The sequence below is a fragment of the Clostridioides sp. LIBA-6822 genome (assembly GCF_056688955.1).
On sequence record NZ_CP196995.1, the window covers coordinates 947,427 to 962,229 of the forward strand.

15 protein-coding genes are annotated in these 14,803 nt (G+C 31.0%); 14 read left to right on the forward strand and 1 reads right to left on the reverse strand.

Annotated features, from left to right (window positions below):
- The first annotated feature begins 21 nt into the window (after nucleotides 1-21).
- From ACTG48_RS04700 to ACTG48_RS04765, 14 genes are all read left to right on the forward strand, one after another.
- Nucleotides 22-1,428 (forward strand): glycoside hydrolase family 1 protein, encoded by a 1,407-nt coding sequence (locus ACTG48_RS04700; RefSeq protein WP_479918259.1) that lies wholly within the window; start codon nucleotides 22-24, stop codon nucleotides 1,426-1,428.
- A gap of 27 nt (nucleotides 1,429-1,455) precedes the next feature.
- Nucleotides 1,456-2,304: a PRD domain-containing protein gene (locus ACTG48_RS04705; protein ID WP_021383556.1), complete on the forward strand. Its 849-nt coding sequence runs from the start codon at nucleotides 1,456-1,458 to the stop codon at nucleotides 2,302-2,304.
- Nucleotides 2,305-2,645: 341 nt separating this feature from the next.
- Nucleotides 2,646-2,771, forward strand: a complete 126-nt coding sequence (locus tag ACTG48_RS04710; RefSeq protein ID WP_021383660.1) for a hypothetical protein — start codon at nucleotides 2,646-2,648, stop codon at nucleotides 2,769-2,771.
- On the forward strand, nucleotides 2,764-3,456 hold the full coding sequence (locus ACTG48_RS04715; RefSeq protein WP_021383665.1) for a response regulator transcription factor: 693 nt from the start codon (nucleotides 2,764-2,766) through the stop codon (nucleotides 3,454-3,456). Before ACTG48_RS04710 ends, ACTG48_RS04715 begins: the two co-directional genes overlap by 8 nt.
- Before the next feature lie 2 nt (nucleotides 3,457-3,458).
- A complete protein-coding gene (locus tag ACTG48_RS04720) occupies nucleotides 3,459-4,388 on the forward strand; it encodes a sensor histidine kinase (RefSeq protein ID WP_479918260.1) in 930 nt (309 codons plus the stop codon).
- 146 nt (nucleotides 4,389-4,534) lie between these two features.
- Nucleotides 4,535-5,458, forward strand: coding sequence for an ABC transporter ATP-binding protein (locus ACTG48_RS04725; protein ID WP_021383673.1), 924 nt, complete (start codon nucleotides 4,535-4,537; stop codon nucleotides 5,456-5,458).
- Nucleotides 5,442-6,212: an ABC transporter permease gene (locus ACTG48_RS04730; protein WP_202594854.1), complete on the forward strand. Its 771-nt coding sequence runs from the start codon at nucleotides 5,442-5,444 to the stop codon at nucleotides 6,210-6,212. The genes ACTG48_RS04725 and ACTG48_RS04730 overlap by 17 nt, the downstream gene beginning before the upstream one ends.
- A gap of 9 nt (nucleotides 6,213-6,221) precedes the next feature.
- Complete coding sequence (locus tag ACTG48_RS04735; RefSeq protein ID WP_479918261.1) at nucleotides 6,222-7,004, forward strand: ABC transporter permease; 783 nt, start codon at nucleotides 6,222-6,224, stop codon at nucleotides 7,002-7,004.
- Between the two features lie 373 nt (nucleotides 7,005-7,377).
- Complete coding sequence (gene rbr / locus ACTG48_RS04740; RefSeq protein WP_021383568.1) at nucleotides 7,378-7,914, forward strand: rubrerythrin; 537 nt, start codon at nucleotides 7,378-7,380, stop codon at nucleotides 7,912-7,914.
- A 31-nt stretch (nucleotides 7,915-7,945) separates the two neighbouring features.
- Nucleotides 7,946-8,335, forward strand: a complete 390-nt coding sequence (locus ACTG48_RS04745) for a Fur family transcriptional regulator (RefSeq protein WP_021383669.1) — start codon at nucleotides 7,946-7,948, stop codon at nucleotides 8,333-8,335.
- Nucleotides 8,336-8,373: 38 nt separating this feature from the next.
- Nucleotides 8,374-8,760, forward strand: a complete 387-nt coding sequence (locus tag ACTG48_RS04750) for a desulfoferrodoxin family protein (protein ID WP_021383667.1) — start codon at nucleotides 8,374-8,376, stop codon at nucleotides 8,758-8,760.
- A 125-nt stretch (nucleotides 8,761-8,885) separates the two neighbouring features.
- A complete protein-coding gene (locus ACTG48_RS04755) occupies nucleotides 8,886-10,328 on the forward strand; it encodes a glutamate synthase-related protein (protein WP_021383583.1) in 1,443 nt (480 codons plus the stop codon).
- 183 nt (nucleotides 10,329-10,511) lie between these two features.
- Complete coding sequence (locus tag ACTG48_RS04760) at nucleotides 10,512-11,327, forward strand: MBL fold metallo-hydrolase (RefSeq protein WP_021383566.1); 816 nt, start codon at nucleotides 10,512-10,514, stop codon at nucleotides 11,325-11,327.
- A 602-nt stretch (nucleotides 11,328-11,929) separates the two neighbouring features.
- Nucleotides 11,930-13,120 (forward strand): YkvI family membrane protein, encoded by a 1,191-nt coding sequence (locus tag ACTG48_RS04765; protein ID WP_021383591.1) that lies wholly within the window; start codon nucleotides 11,930-11,932, stop codon nucleotides 13,118-13,120.
- A 360-nt stretch (nucleotides 13,121-13,480) separates the two neighbouring features.
- Here ACTG48_RS04765 and ACTG48_RS04770 read toward each other — a convergent pair whose 3' ends face one another.
- Nucleotides 13,481-14,608: a DEAD/DEAH box helicase gene (locus tag ACTG48_RS04770; RefSeq protein WP_234781095.1), complete on the reverse strand. Its 1,128-nt coding sequence runs from the start codon at nucleotides 14,606-14,608 to the stop codon at nucleotides 13,481-13,483.
- Nucleotides 14,609-14,803 lie beyond the last annotated feature (195 nt).

Consider the following 14,803-nt stretch of genomic DNA (forward strand, 5'->3'; position numbering starts at 1 on the left):
AATGTAAAAGGAGAAATATTTATGAATACAGGATTTCCAAAAAACTTTTTATGGGGAGCATCATCTTCTGCATTTCAAGTAGAAGGAGCTTGGAATGAAGACAATAAAGGAAAAACCGTAGCTGACTACAATTCTTTTAAAAAATCTCATTTACAAGCAGATACTAAAATAGCATCGGATTTTTATCATAATTATGAAGAAGATATTGAACTAATGAAAGAGTTAGGGATGAAGACCTATCGTTTTTCAATTTCATGGGCAAGAATAATTCCAGATGGTGAAGGAGAGATAAATCAAAAAGGTATAGATTTTTATAACAAGATAATAGATAAATTAATAGAATGTGATATTGAGCCATTCGTAACTTTATACCATTTTGACCTTCCATTTGTACTAGTAGAGAAATATAATGGGTGGGAAAGTAGAGAGACTGTCTATGCTTTTGAAAGATTTGCTAAAATATGTTTTAAGTATTTTGGAGATAGAGTAAAGTATTGGCAACCACATAATGAACAGAATCTAATTGTTAGAGTGGAGGAGAGAATTAATATATATGATGAAACAGACTCATGGAAGATAGATAAGATGCGAGCTCAGATGGATTATAATCTTTGTTTAGCACATGCCTTAGCAGTTAATGCATGCCATGAAATGATAGAAGAAAGTAAAATTGGAGCAGCTGTATCATCATCTGTAACATATCCTCTTACATCTAAACCAGAAGATGTGTATGCCGCTAGAATGAATGATAACTTCAAAGTGTACTATATGCTTGATATGCATCATTATGGAGAATATCCAGGGTATTATATGAATTATCTTGAAAAAAGAAATATAATTCCTCATATGGAAGAGGGGGATAAAGAAATACTTAAAAAATCTAAAATGGATTTTATAGCTGTAAATTACTATAGAACAAACTGTGCAGAAGCTTTATATGAGGATTCACAACATCCATTTGGATTAAGAGAAGGAACTGTTGATTTTAGTATGTATGGATTATTTAAAATGTCGATGAATCCTAATCTAAATGCTTCAGAATATGGAGCAGCAATAGACCCATCAGGTCTTAGAGGAGCTCTAAACGAATATTGGCAAAGGTACCACTTACCTGTTATAATAACAGAAAATGGGCTTGGAGCAAAAGATATACTAGAAGAAGGACAAATTCATGATGACTATCGTATAGATTATCTAAGAAGTCATATAAATGCATGTAAATTAGCTATTGAAGATGGTGTAGAGATGATAGGATATTGTCCATGGTCATTTACAGACCTTTTAAGTTCTTCACAAGGTTTCAATAAACGTTATGGACTTGTTTATATAAACAGAACAGACCATGAAGTTTTAGATTTAAAAAGAATAAAGAAAGATAGTTTTTATTGGTATAAAGAAGTTATAGAGAACAATGGAATAACAAAATAAACATAAACATATATTGAGGGTTTTAGTATGTATATTACAAAGGTATTGAACAATTCATTGCTACTTGCAAAGGATGATAATGACGAAGAAATAATATTGATGGGGAAAGGTATTGGTCACAATTATAAGGTTGGGTCTGAGTTAAATAAAGAAGATATAGAAAAAACTTTTGTTCTTCATGATGAAAATATAAAAAAGAGTATCATACAACTTGCATCAGAAATAGATGCAGAATATTTTGGTATAGCTCAAATGATAATCACATATGGAATAGAAAAATATAACTTAAAACTTATGAACCATATATATTTGGCTTTAACTGACCACATAGCCTTTGCAGTGAGACGTTTTAAAGAAGGTATAATGATTGAGAATCACTATTTGTTTGAAATTAAGGAGTTTAACCCAAAAGAATATGATATAGGAAGATATGCGATTACTGCTTTTAAGGAGGTTCTTGGCTTAGAGCTACCAGAAGAGGAAATTGGTAATATAGCAGGTCATTTTATAAATGCACAACAAGATAATCCTTATAGTGATAGAAATAAGAGAAGTACTAAAATTGTAAATGCTATTTTACAAATAGTTCATTATCACTTTTCTATTGTATATAATAAAGAGTCATTTTATTATAGGAGATTTGTAATGCATCTAAAGGCTTTTTCACAAAGATTTCTAGCTAACGAACCATCAAAAGAAAAAATAGATTTTATATATGAGCAAGTTCAAAAAAATTGTAAGGAAGAATATGAATGTGTAAAAAAAATAGGAGCTTATATATATAAGGAGTACTCTAGAGAATTACCAAGACAAGAAGAATTGTATTTGATGATTCATATTCATAAGATTTTAGGAGAATTAGATGAAAATAGTTAGAATATCTTAATATGTTAGTAATTTTATAAAAAACTAAAGATTAACTAAACTTTAAATCTGAATAATAGAATTATTTAAGGGAGTTGTCTCAAGATTGATTTTTTTCTAATCAAATTTTAAGATCAACTCCCTTTTTGAATTTTTATATCATTATATCTTCGACATTTATACGTCTGTGCTTTATATGTTTATAGTAGATGGATTATTGTGTTTGCTTTGTTCAAACACACTTATAATACGCTTGATTTTTTCAAGATGATGAAATATACTAATGGGTGTTAGAAGTATAAATATGAATTACACTTAAATAAGTGAGTGAAAAATGAGGTATAACTCCTCATATGGATAGATTAATACCATGTTGTGGGGTGCATCCTAAGTGCTATCAAGATGCTACAGTATGGCTAATCCCTAGAGAGATAAAAAAGCCTACCAATAGATGTAGAAAGGGGGATTTATATGAATAAAGTTTTAATTATAGATGATGATAAAGATCTTTGTATTTTGCTAAAAAAGAGTATTTCCATTGAACAGATTGAAGCTAACTATTGTCATTCTGGGAAAGATGGACTTACTGAACTTTCAAAACAAGACTATCAGTTAGTGGTTCTCGATGTGATGATGCCAGGTATGGATGGTTTTGAAACTATGGAACAAATACGAAAATACAGCAGTATTCCCATCTTAATGCTGACATCAAAAAGCGATAATTACAGTAAAGTGCATGGCTTGCGAGCTGGTGCAGATGACTATCTGACCAAGCCATTTGAGATTGCCGAATTTACTGCTCGTGTCCTGTCTTTAATCCGACGCTATACCCGTTTTAATCCAAAGAATGAAGAACCACAGCAACTCTCTTTTAAAGGCTTGTTGATTAATCTTGACCAGCATACAGTAATTACCAATGGAGAACCTATGTTGCTTCCACCGAAGGAGTTTGGTGTACTTCTTTTCTGTGCAAGGCATCAGGGGAAGATTTTGACGAAACAGCAGATTTATGAAGCAGTGTGGGGTGAACCATATGTCTATGATGACAGCAATATCATGGCTATTATAAGTCGTCTGCGAAAAAAAATTGAACTAGACCCGTCATCACCCGTATATTTACAAACAGTAAAAGGTATTGGGTATCAATTCAACATGGAGGTATGAAAATGGATTCGCAAACGATAATTTTCCTATTGCTCTTGTTGTCAATTGGTCTACTTCTACTTTCTATATTCGCTTTTTCCAAGCTTGGGAATATTAGGCGTAGACTAAAAGATATAGAAGAAACACTTGCTGATGTACAAAGTGGAAATGAAAATCGCAAGGTACTAGTTAAGCCACGTGATGTTATGGCTCCATTGGTTTATCAGTTTAATGAGATTGTATACGACTATGAAAATAAGCTGATTTCTCTGAAAAAGGCGGATAAAGCTAGTAAGCAACTCATGACCAGCCTATCTCATGATGTTCGTACACCATTAACAACTTTGATTGGCTATCTGGATGCCGCACACAGTGGCATCGTCATCGGGAATGAACGTGAGGAATATATTGAAATTGCTCGGCGCAGAGCTTACGACCTCAAGGATTATATTGATGTTCTTTTTGACTGGTTCCGGTTGAACTCTGATGAATTTACACTATCAATAGAATCTATGGAAATTGCAGAGCTGTCACGGAATATTCTGAAAGACTGGATTCCCATATTCTATGAAAAGAAACTGGATTTTGAAATTGATATCCCAGAAAAGCAACTCATGGTAAATCTTGATTCAGATGGATATTCACGTGTGGTGAATAATCTGGTTCAGAATGTTCTTGATCACAGTCAGGCTAGTCAAATCAAGATTACCATGAGTGAGGATTCCAAAATGGTATTATTCTGTGTTGAGGATAATGGTGTTGGGATTGCCAAAGAAAATTTACATCACATTTTTGAGAGACTGTACAAGTGTGACAAGGGTCGTTCAGAAAAAGGCAGTGGTCTTGGCTTATCTATCGTCAGTCAGATGGTGGAGCGAATGAGTGGTAAGATTTCAGTAGAAAGCGAAATTGGAAAGTACACCGTATTTACAGTGAGACTACCATTAATATAACGTTATTTTTCCCCATGTGGCATGTGTCCACATGGGGATTTTTTGTAAGTTCTAAAGTTGCAAGGTTAATACAAGGTTGTTGTAAGGTTAATGCAAGATTGAAGTGGTATGATTACTTTGATAAACAAAGGAGGCTTTTATTATCTATGAATAATTTAATTGTTGAAACAAAAAATCTAACTAAACAGTATGGCACTCAAAAGAGTGTTTCTAATTTGAATATTCACGTTCAGAAAGGTCGCATTTACGGCTTGCTGGGAAGAAACGGTGCTGGTAAAACGACCACTATGAAAATGCTGTTAGGTCTAACAAAACCAACCACTGGCGAAATTAAAATCTTTGGTCAAGATATTCAGAAGAACGAAAAGAAACTTCTTCCTCGAATTGGATGTTTGATTGAATCACCAGGTTTTTATCCTAATCTTACAGGGACAGAAAATCTCAAAATCTTTGCAAGGCTTAGGGGGATACCAAAAAAAAATGCAGTGGAATCAGCACTGGAAGTAGTCGGTTTACCTAACAATGATAAAAAGTTATTTTCTCAATATTCTCTTGGTATGAAACAGAGGCTGGCGATTGCTCTCGCCATTATGCATGACCCAGAACTGCTGATTTTGGATGAGCCTATCAATGGACTTGACCCTATTGGTATTGCAGAAGTAAGAAAGTTTATTCGTGACCTCTGCACAGAACGAGGTAAAACCATTTTGATATCCAGTCACATTCTTTCTGAAATTTCCTTGTTGGCAGATGACATAGGCATTATTGACCATGGCATTTTGTTGGAGGAAGAAAGTATTGCCCAACTGGAAGAAAAAAACAATAAATACATACATTTTGCTGTATCTGATGCAGCACAGGCAGCAAGGCTTTTGGAAATTCAACTTAACATGAAAAATTTCAAAGTAGCAGATAATCACAATATTATGCTTTATGATACAGATGTTTCGGTTGCATCAATAAATCGTGCTTTTATTCAAAACAACATTGATGTATCTGAATCTCATTTGTGTGAGGATACTCTTGAAGATTACTTTAAAAAAGTAACAGGGGGTGAAGGAATTGCTTGATCTAATTTTATGTGAATTTTCAAAAATCAAGCGATTAAAATTTATCTTGACTTCTATTTTAGGTGCTTGCTTATTCCCAATTCCTGCAACTGTCTTGATTGCAAAGGACAACTTGCCATTTGAGCAATTGTTCAAATTAGTTATCAATTTTGGATATTTTTTGTTACTACCAATTGTATTGAGTATTGTTGCCAGTCAACTATTTTTCACAGAAAGAGATAACGACGTATTAAAAAATCTCGCAACAGTGCCAGTGCCAAGAGGAAAACTGGCTCTGGCAAAATTGGCTGTGCTTATGATGATATCACTTTGCTACTCTGTTGTCGGGTTAGGTGCTACTATCGTTGGAGGTTTCATTGTTGGAACAGTAGAGGGGATTGCTATAAAATTAGGAATGAGCATTACTTTTGGAGCTATGTTTTTTATTACTGCACTTCCTGTTGTAGTACTCATTGTATATTTCAATCGTAGCTATATTTTTTCCATTATACTTTCTTTTGTATATACTATTTTCAATTTTGGTATATCCTTAAATCTTATTAATTTTGAACCAAATAACCCGCTATTAAGCATATTACCTGCGCCCATTATTATGCGCTGGTGGATGGCATCTTGGGGAGATCCAACTGGTGAATATACAGCACTTAGACAGCCATATCTACTATCAACCCATGCATGTGTAGGCATTTTATGCTTAATAGCAATTATGGCAACTCTGCTAATCTGTGTGATATATAAGAAGCAAGAGAATTAGGAGGTATCTATGATTGATATAATTACTACGGAATTTCAAAAAATAAAGCGATACAATATTCTATGGGTTGGTGTTGTTGCTGTTCTGTTTTCGGTATTACTGGCGGTTTTTCAAATTGTTAGTTCCAACGGAAGCGACCCTCTAACGTATGAGAGTTTTGCAAATGGGGTCATCTGGAACAATTTCAGCCTTACTTTTCCATTTGGAATTACGCTCATTGGAGGCTATCTTATTAACCGCGAATATACAGACCAAACCTTAAAGAACATCTTGACTGCCCCCGTTTCATTACGCAAATTATTAGTGGGAAAATTAATTATGGCTGGAAGTCTTACTGTATTGCTAAGTCTTTTCAGCTTCTTATGCACAGTTATTTTTGGATTAATATTTTGCAATATAGATATATCCATTACACTTGTCGTAAAATCCTTAGCTCAGATTTTAGTTGTTAATCTGTGTTGTTATATTGCTGTTTTGCCGATTATTGTTTATTTTAGCCGTAAACAAAATGCCTTTATGACAGGCGTAGGGATTGCATTTGTGTATGGATTCTGTGGTGTGTTTGTTGCAGGAAGAAATCTCACAGACTTTTATCCGATTACGGCAGGTCTTGGTCTCATTGGATATGACAATGGTACTAGTACTATTTATCAGCCTCTTATTGGCGTTATAACTTTGGCAGTAATTCTAATTCTGACAGCTATTCTACTTGCATTTACGCCCAATTACGATAAAGTTATGACCGTATCTAAGAAAAAAGGGACAAAACATAAAAAGAATTCTCACAAATAACATAAATGGTATTTCTTTTACTTAAGCTGACAGATGGTGACAAAGAAAAAATCTGTCATACAGTATATATATCCATGTGTCCAAGAAGCGACAGTTTTGATTTTTCAATCTGTCGTTTCTTTTTGTATTTATTAAATCACGATTATTTTAATACTTGCGATAGGTATAGTAGCAAGAGAGGAGACTGTCATGTGTGTTTATATATTATATTAAGTATATTCTAAAATACATGCTTTAAATAAAATATCTGAAAATAAGAATATTTAAATAAAAAAAAGAATATTATATATAGTTGACAAAAAGTGGAAATTGATATATTATATAAATATAGAAATAGTAATCATTACTATTATTGAAAAGGGAGGAATTAATTATGAACTTAAAAGGAACTAAAACAGAAAAAAATTTAATGGCAGGATTTGCAGGAGAATCAGAAGCAAGAAACAAATATACATACTATGCTTCAAAAGCTAAAAAAGAAGGCTATAATCAAATAGCTGCTATATTTGAGGAAACTGCTAACAATGAAAAAGAACATGCTAAGTTATGGTTTAAACTTTTACACGATGGAATGCCTTCAACAGAGGAAAATTTAAAAGATGCAGCAGCAGGTGAAAACTATGAATGGACTGACATGTATGCAAAATTTGCTAAAGAAGCTAAAGAAGAAGGATTTGATAAGATAGCTTATTTATTTGAAGCTGTTGGAAAAATAGAAAAAGAGCATGAAGAAAGATACTTAAAACTTTTAGAAAACTTAAATGAAGGAAAAATCTTTAAAAGAGAAGAAGAGGTTGTTTGGCAATGTCAAAACTGTGGTCATGTGTATGTAGGTACTGAAGCACCAGAAAAATGCCCAGTATGTGATCATCCAAAGGCATACTTCAATATAAAAGCTGAAAACTATTAAAAATTATTATAATTAAAAAGGAATGTTAACTATGAAATTTTCTAAACAAAGAGAACTGATTTTAAATGAAATATTAAATAATCCGGTTCACCCTACTGCGGATTATCTATATGAAAATTTAAAAAAAGATAATCCAAATTTAAGCTTAGGAACTGTGTATAGAAATTTAGCCCAGCTAACAGAACATGGCTTTATAAGAAAGGTTAGTATTCCAGGAAATCCAGATAGATTTGATGGTAGAATGGATAATCACTATCATATAATATGTGAAGTATGTGGAGAGGTGTACGACTTAGAATCTGAAGTTCTTAATAATTTAAAAGAATCAATAGCAGATGAAACAGACATAAAAATAACATCTTATAACATAAGTTTTAAAGGGATTTGTAATAACTGTGAAAAGTGTAGTCAAGTAGGCTAAGCTTTCAAATTCTAAAAAATAATTAATGAGGTGAGTTTATGTGTAGTGAACAAAAATTTTTTATATGTGAGACTTGTGGAAACCTTATAGGAATGATACAAAATAGTGGTGTACCTGTTTTCTGTTGTGGAAAGCCTATGAAGGAACTTGTTCCTAATACAACAGATGCAGCAGTTGAAAAACATGTACCTGTTATTGAAGTAGAAGGAAATATTGTTACTGTTAAAATAAGTAGTGTTGCTCATCCGATGACTAAAGAGCATCATATAGCATGGGTATATCTTATGACTGAGCAAGGTGGTCAACGTAAATGTCTAGCAGTAGATGGAGAACCTGTAGTTAAATTTGCTTTGAATGATGATGATAAAGTAATTTCTGCATATGCTTACTGTAATTTACATGGATTATGGAAGGCTGAACTGTAATATTTAAATAAAGTGAATTAAAGAGGAGGCTATAAATGTATTTTATACAAATAGCCTCCTATAAATTTATATAAATTCAAGTTTTAATTATATTTAATGTCAATATAACATAAGGAGAAAATAATATGTCAATTTATAAATGTAGTGTTTGTGGATATATTTACGATGAATCTAAAAATGATAAAACATGGGATGAATTAAGTGAAGACTGGGAATGCCCTGTATGTACAAAAGGTCGCAGTTATTTTGGAAAAATAAGTACTGTTTACTATGAGGAAGATGAAAAGGAAGCAGAAGATGAAAGCAATGAGGAAGCTAAAGTAACTAGTGAAAAAGCAGGTGATTTAAATTACCTAAATACATATTTAAGAAGAGATGATGAAGTTGAGAAACATATGGATATAATTCACGAAATGGCTGTTACAGGAAAGTCTATAATAGAACCTATGAGAACTAAACTTCCAGTAATTTCTTGGGATGATATTTTAATTATGGGTGCTCAATTAAATCCATTACCTTTAAATGAACATGATGAAGTAAATACAACAACAATAATAGGAAAAAGAGCAAAAAAACCTATGGTTATAGAAAATCCAGTTTATATTTCTCACATGTCATTTGGAGCTTTATCTAAAGAGTTAAAAATAGCTTTAGCAAAGGGTGCAGCTAAAAATAAGACAGCTATGTGTAGTGGAGAAGGTGGTATACTGCCAGAAGAAAAAGAAGCTTCATACAAGTATATTTTTGAATATGTACCAAACAAGTACAGTGTTACTGAAGAAAACCTTAGAAATTCTGATGCCATAGAGATAAAAATTGGTCAAGGTACAAAACCTGGTATGGGAGGCCATCTTCCTGGTGAAAAAGTTACTGAAGAAATAGCAAAGGTGAGAAATAAGCCTGTAGGTCAAGATGTAATAAGTCCATCTTGTTTTGAAGAAATACAGTCTAAAGAAGATTTAAAGAAACTTGTAGATGAGCTTAGAGAAGTTTCAGAAGGTCGCCCAATTGGTGTTAAAATTTCAGCAGGACATATTGAAAAAGATATGGAATTTATAGCTTATGCTAAGCCTGATTTTGTGACTATTGATGGTCGTGGTGGAGCTACTGGAGCAAGTCCAAAATTGCTTAAAGATGCAACTTCAATCCCAACAATATTTGCTCTTCACCGTGCTAGAAAATATATAGATACACATGAATTAGATATAGACTTAGTTATAACAGGTGGACTTCGTATATCTACTGATTTTGCTAAGGCAATAGCTATGGGAGCTGATGCAATTGCCATTGCAAGTTCTGCTCTTATGGCAGCGGCATGTCAACAGTATCGTATATGTGGTTCTGGTAAGTGCCCTGTGGGGGTAGCTACTCAAGATGAGGGATTAAGAAAAAGATTACATATAGAAAATAGTGCTAACAGAGTGGCAAACTTCTTAAATGTGAGTTTAGAAGAACTTAAGACTTTTGCTAGAGTTTCTGGTCATAAGGATATACATGATTTAAGTATTGATGATTTGTATACAGTTAACTCTGAAATATCAAATTATACAAATATACAACATGTATAGATTTTAAGTTTGGGGCTATTTATTGATAAATATTTGTAAAAATAAATAGTGAAGACAGTTTATGAAAGGAGAATTTTACTTTGTAAAGTTCTCCTTTTATTGTGAAAATTAAAGATATTAAATTGTAAAATATTTTATAATATCGTACTATTAAACTAAATAATAATTTAAGGAGTGATTATCATGGAAAGGTTAAAGATACAAGTTCTCGCTGATAATAATACATATATTGATAGGTACTTTGTTGGAGAACCAGCAGTAAGCTATTATATTGAAATTGATGGAAATAGGATTTTATTTGATGCGGGATATTCAGATATATTTATATCAAATGCCGAAAAACTAGATATAGATTTAAGCAATTTAACTCATATTGCTTTTTCTCATGGACATAATGACCATACAAAAGGTGTAAAGTATCTGAAAAATAAATATGATTTGTCTAAGGTTGAACTTGTCGCACATCCTAATTGTTTTATAACTAAAAAAGAAGGCGAGGAGAATATAGGTGCTCCGTTTTCTGTTGATGAAATTAAACAAATTTTCATGTATAATCCTCAAGAGAAACCTTTTAATATAAGTGAGAACTGTATATTTTTAGGTGAAATACCTTCTATACATAATTTTGAAAAAAGAGCTAAAATGGGCAAATATAAAGCAGGAGACTTATGGGAAGATGATTATGTTTTAGATGATTCTGCCATAGCTTGTAAAACGGATAAAGGGCTTTTTATTATTACAGGATGTTCTCATAGTGGAATTTGTAATATAGTGGAGTATGCTAAAAAGGTATGTGAAGATGACAGAATTATTGGTATATTAGGTGGTTTTCATCTTTTTGAATTGGATAATAGACTAGATAGCACAATCAAATATTTAGATAAAGAAAGAATAAGAATGTTGTACCCTTGTCATTGTGTTTCTTTTAAGGTAAAAGCTAAGATGAATGAAATACTAAGTGTAAATGAAGTTGGAGTAGGGCTGACTATAAGTGTATAAGATTTGAGATGATATTTAAAAGGAGTTTAAGTTAAAATTTGATTAGAAAAAAATCAATTTTGAGATAACTCCTTTTTATTATATTTATTTTAAAAAAAATTAATGTAGTATTACATGAAATATTATAAAAAAATTATTTTTAACGAGAAAATATTTTCATTAATAAACAATTTTATCATGTATTAATAATGATAGAATAAATAAAGCAAGTTTATTTATTTATACATGCACTGTTAAAAAAATTACATTGATTATTATTAGGCTTAATAATTCCAATAAATATGATACTATAGCAAAATTCATATATTATAAGTATTATTAAATAATTATTTAATAATAATTATTTAATAATAAACAATATTTTGTATAAAATTTAACATTAAGAAAGAAATTTCATAAAAGTAAAAAACAAAATAGATTTAAAAAAAGCTAAAAAATAAAATGAATATGTTTAAAATATTTAATATATAAGGAAAAAGGAGTTAAAAATATAATTTTATTAAAAATAGCTGGTTGAATTTAACAAACAAAAATGTTATTGTTTTATCAAGAAAGTGTTAAAATATAAACTTTCATTATCATTTTTAGGGGAGGATGGTTTCATGCAAAAAAATGTAAAGAAAGCAAAAGTAACTGGCTCTATGCTAGCTATTTTTGGAGTTGCAAGCGTTCTTTTTAGTTCGCATGCAGGAGGGGGATTTGCAACCGGTAACCAAGAAACTCAGTATTATGTGCAGTATGGATGGACAGCACCATTCATGGCAGTTTTAGCAATGATTATACTTACTGCTACCATGAGAGAAGTTATTATAATGTATAATAATAATGATTGTAGGAATTATAAGGATTTATTTTGTGAGCTTTGGAGTCCATATCCAAAACTTGAAATAATATGGGAAATATATTATTATCTTATGGTTTTAATAGCTGTAAGTGCTGTAATAGCGGGTGCAGCAGCAGTATTCCAAAGTATAGGGGTGAATTACTTTATAGCTGTATTTATTATTGGGATTGTACTTCTTGTATTTACTATATTTGGAGCTATGCTTGTATCTAAAGCTGCTACAGCAATGACCATAGCTATATTAGTATGCACACTTACTATTTTTATAGTAGGTATAAAAGCTAAGGTGCCAGAAATAACTGGAATATTATCAAATAGAACGAGCTTTACACCTGGCTATATTAAGCCAATACTAAATACTTTTATTTATGCAGGATTTCAATCAGTTGTTATACCTACACTTGCAGGATGTTCAAGACCACTTCTTAAGAATTCAAAAGAGGCTACTAAGGCAATGGTAATTTCATTTATTATGAATGCAGTTGCATTAGGGCTTGCTGTAACTATGTTAATGGGTTGGTATAAAGAAATTATTGCTGCTGGGCAAACAACACTTCCTACTCTTTATGTAGCAGGTCAATCTGGAAATCATACTATATATATAATTTATAATGTGGCATTATTCCTTTGTTTGATGTCTACAGGAGTAACTACTATATTTGGTCTTGTAAATAGATTTGAAGACCATAAAGCTCTTTCTTTCCTTTCCTCAAAAATGAAAAGAAGGGTATTTACGGCGTGTGCAATAATGGTAGTGTCAATGCTTATATCACTTACAGGATTAAGTAATATCGTTAAATATGGATATGGATATTGTGGTTATCTTGGTCTATTTACTATAGTAATTCCTTTCCTTACATTAGGGCATTATAAGAATAAGAAATTTGCAAAGGAACATCCAGAGGCTAAATGGCCAGCCGAATTAAACGAAAATATTGAAAATTTATAAAATGAGTAGTACTTTAAATAAAAGAGATAATTTAATTAATAAGAAGAAAATATAGTCAAATAAAAATAGAGTATATTACTATTTAGATATGATAAAATAGGGTTAAAAAATAAATTGATAAATTAAAATTTGGCAGATATAATGAACATAATATATTTATTGAGATTATTTGCAAAGCTTAATATTAAACAACTTTGAAACAGGTAATATAAAACTAAGAACAGACAGGAAAAGCTGTAATCATAAAGGTTACAGCTTTTTTATTCAATGTAAAATAGTATTATAATAAAGAAAAGGTAATACCTACTTTCTGTAGATTATAGTGTTTATATACTATTGGAATTTTAATTAGTTTATAAATTACAATTCTATAATTCTTCTACTAATTTTAGATTCAATAGCTGTCTCTATTTCACTTAACATTCGTTCATTTTTAGGGTCAATAAAAGCACATGTATAGCCTTCCTCACCAGCTCTACCAGTTCTACCAATACGATGAATATAGTCTTCAGATGTTTCTGGTAAGTCGTAATTATATATATGACTTACTCCAGATATATCAAGACCACGAGAAGCCACATCTGTAGCTATCAAGTATTGTATATCTAAATTTCTAAATGATTTCATTATTCTTTCTCGTTTTGACTGAGCAATATCACTATGCAGTTTTTGACAATTGTATCCTCTTATAGCGAGAGCTTCTTCAAGATTGTCAACTCTTCTTTTAGTTCTACAAAATATTATAGCCATAAAAGGATTATCTTCATCTAAAACTTTACACAGGGCATCCAATTTTTTTCTATCTGTAGTTTCCACTACTTCTTGTTTTATATTATTAAGAGTAATTTCTTCTTTTTGGATAGAAACTATAACTGGATTTTTTGTATATCTATAAGCTAATTTTTTTACTTGAGAATTCATAGTTGCAGAAAAACATAATGTTTGCTTTTTGTTTGAAGTTTCTTTTAAAATAGCTTCAACTTCATTTTTAAATCCCATAAGTAACATTTGGTCTGCTTCATCTAAAACAAAAGTTTTTAACTTACTAAGGTCAATCGTTTTTCTATTTAGATGGTCTAAAAGTCTACCTGGTGTAGCTATAATCATATGAATATTTCCTTTTAATTTCTTTATTTGAGAACCAATATCCTTTCCTCCGTAGGCAGCTAGGATATTTACATCTTTAGACTCTTTAAGTTTTATTGCTTCTTCTGTTATTTGAATAGCTAGTTCTCTTGTAGGAGAAAGTATAAGCACTTGTATATCATTTATATCTAATGATATGTTTTCAAATATCGGAAGCAAAAAAGCAAGTGTTTTTCCTGTACCAGTTTGAGCTTCTGCTATTACATCTTTTCCTTCTTTTATCAATTTGATACTTTCGTTTTGTATAGGTGTAGGTGTTATTATTCCTGATTTTCCTAGAATATTTATTGTATTTTCACTAATCCCTAAGCTTTTAAAATCCATTATTATCTTACCTTTCATGAAAAATTTTCTTTTTTTATTAATCAATTAATAATATCATATTTATAAGTATTTTTAGTAATTTTTTTGATTATTATTTATATAGTTTAGAAATATATGAAGATACCTTAAAATAAAATGTAGATTAAATTAAATTTTAGGAGGAATTTTAGAGGTTTATTTTTAAAGGTTTTTTGAAAATAAATCTATTTAAAA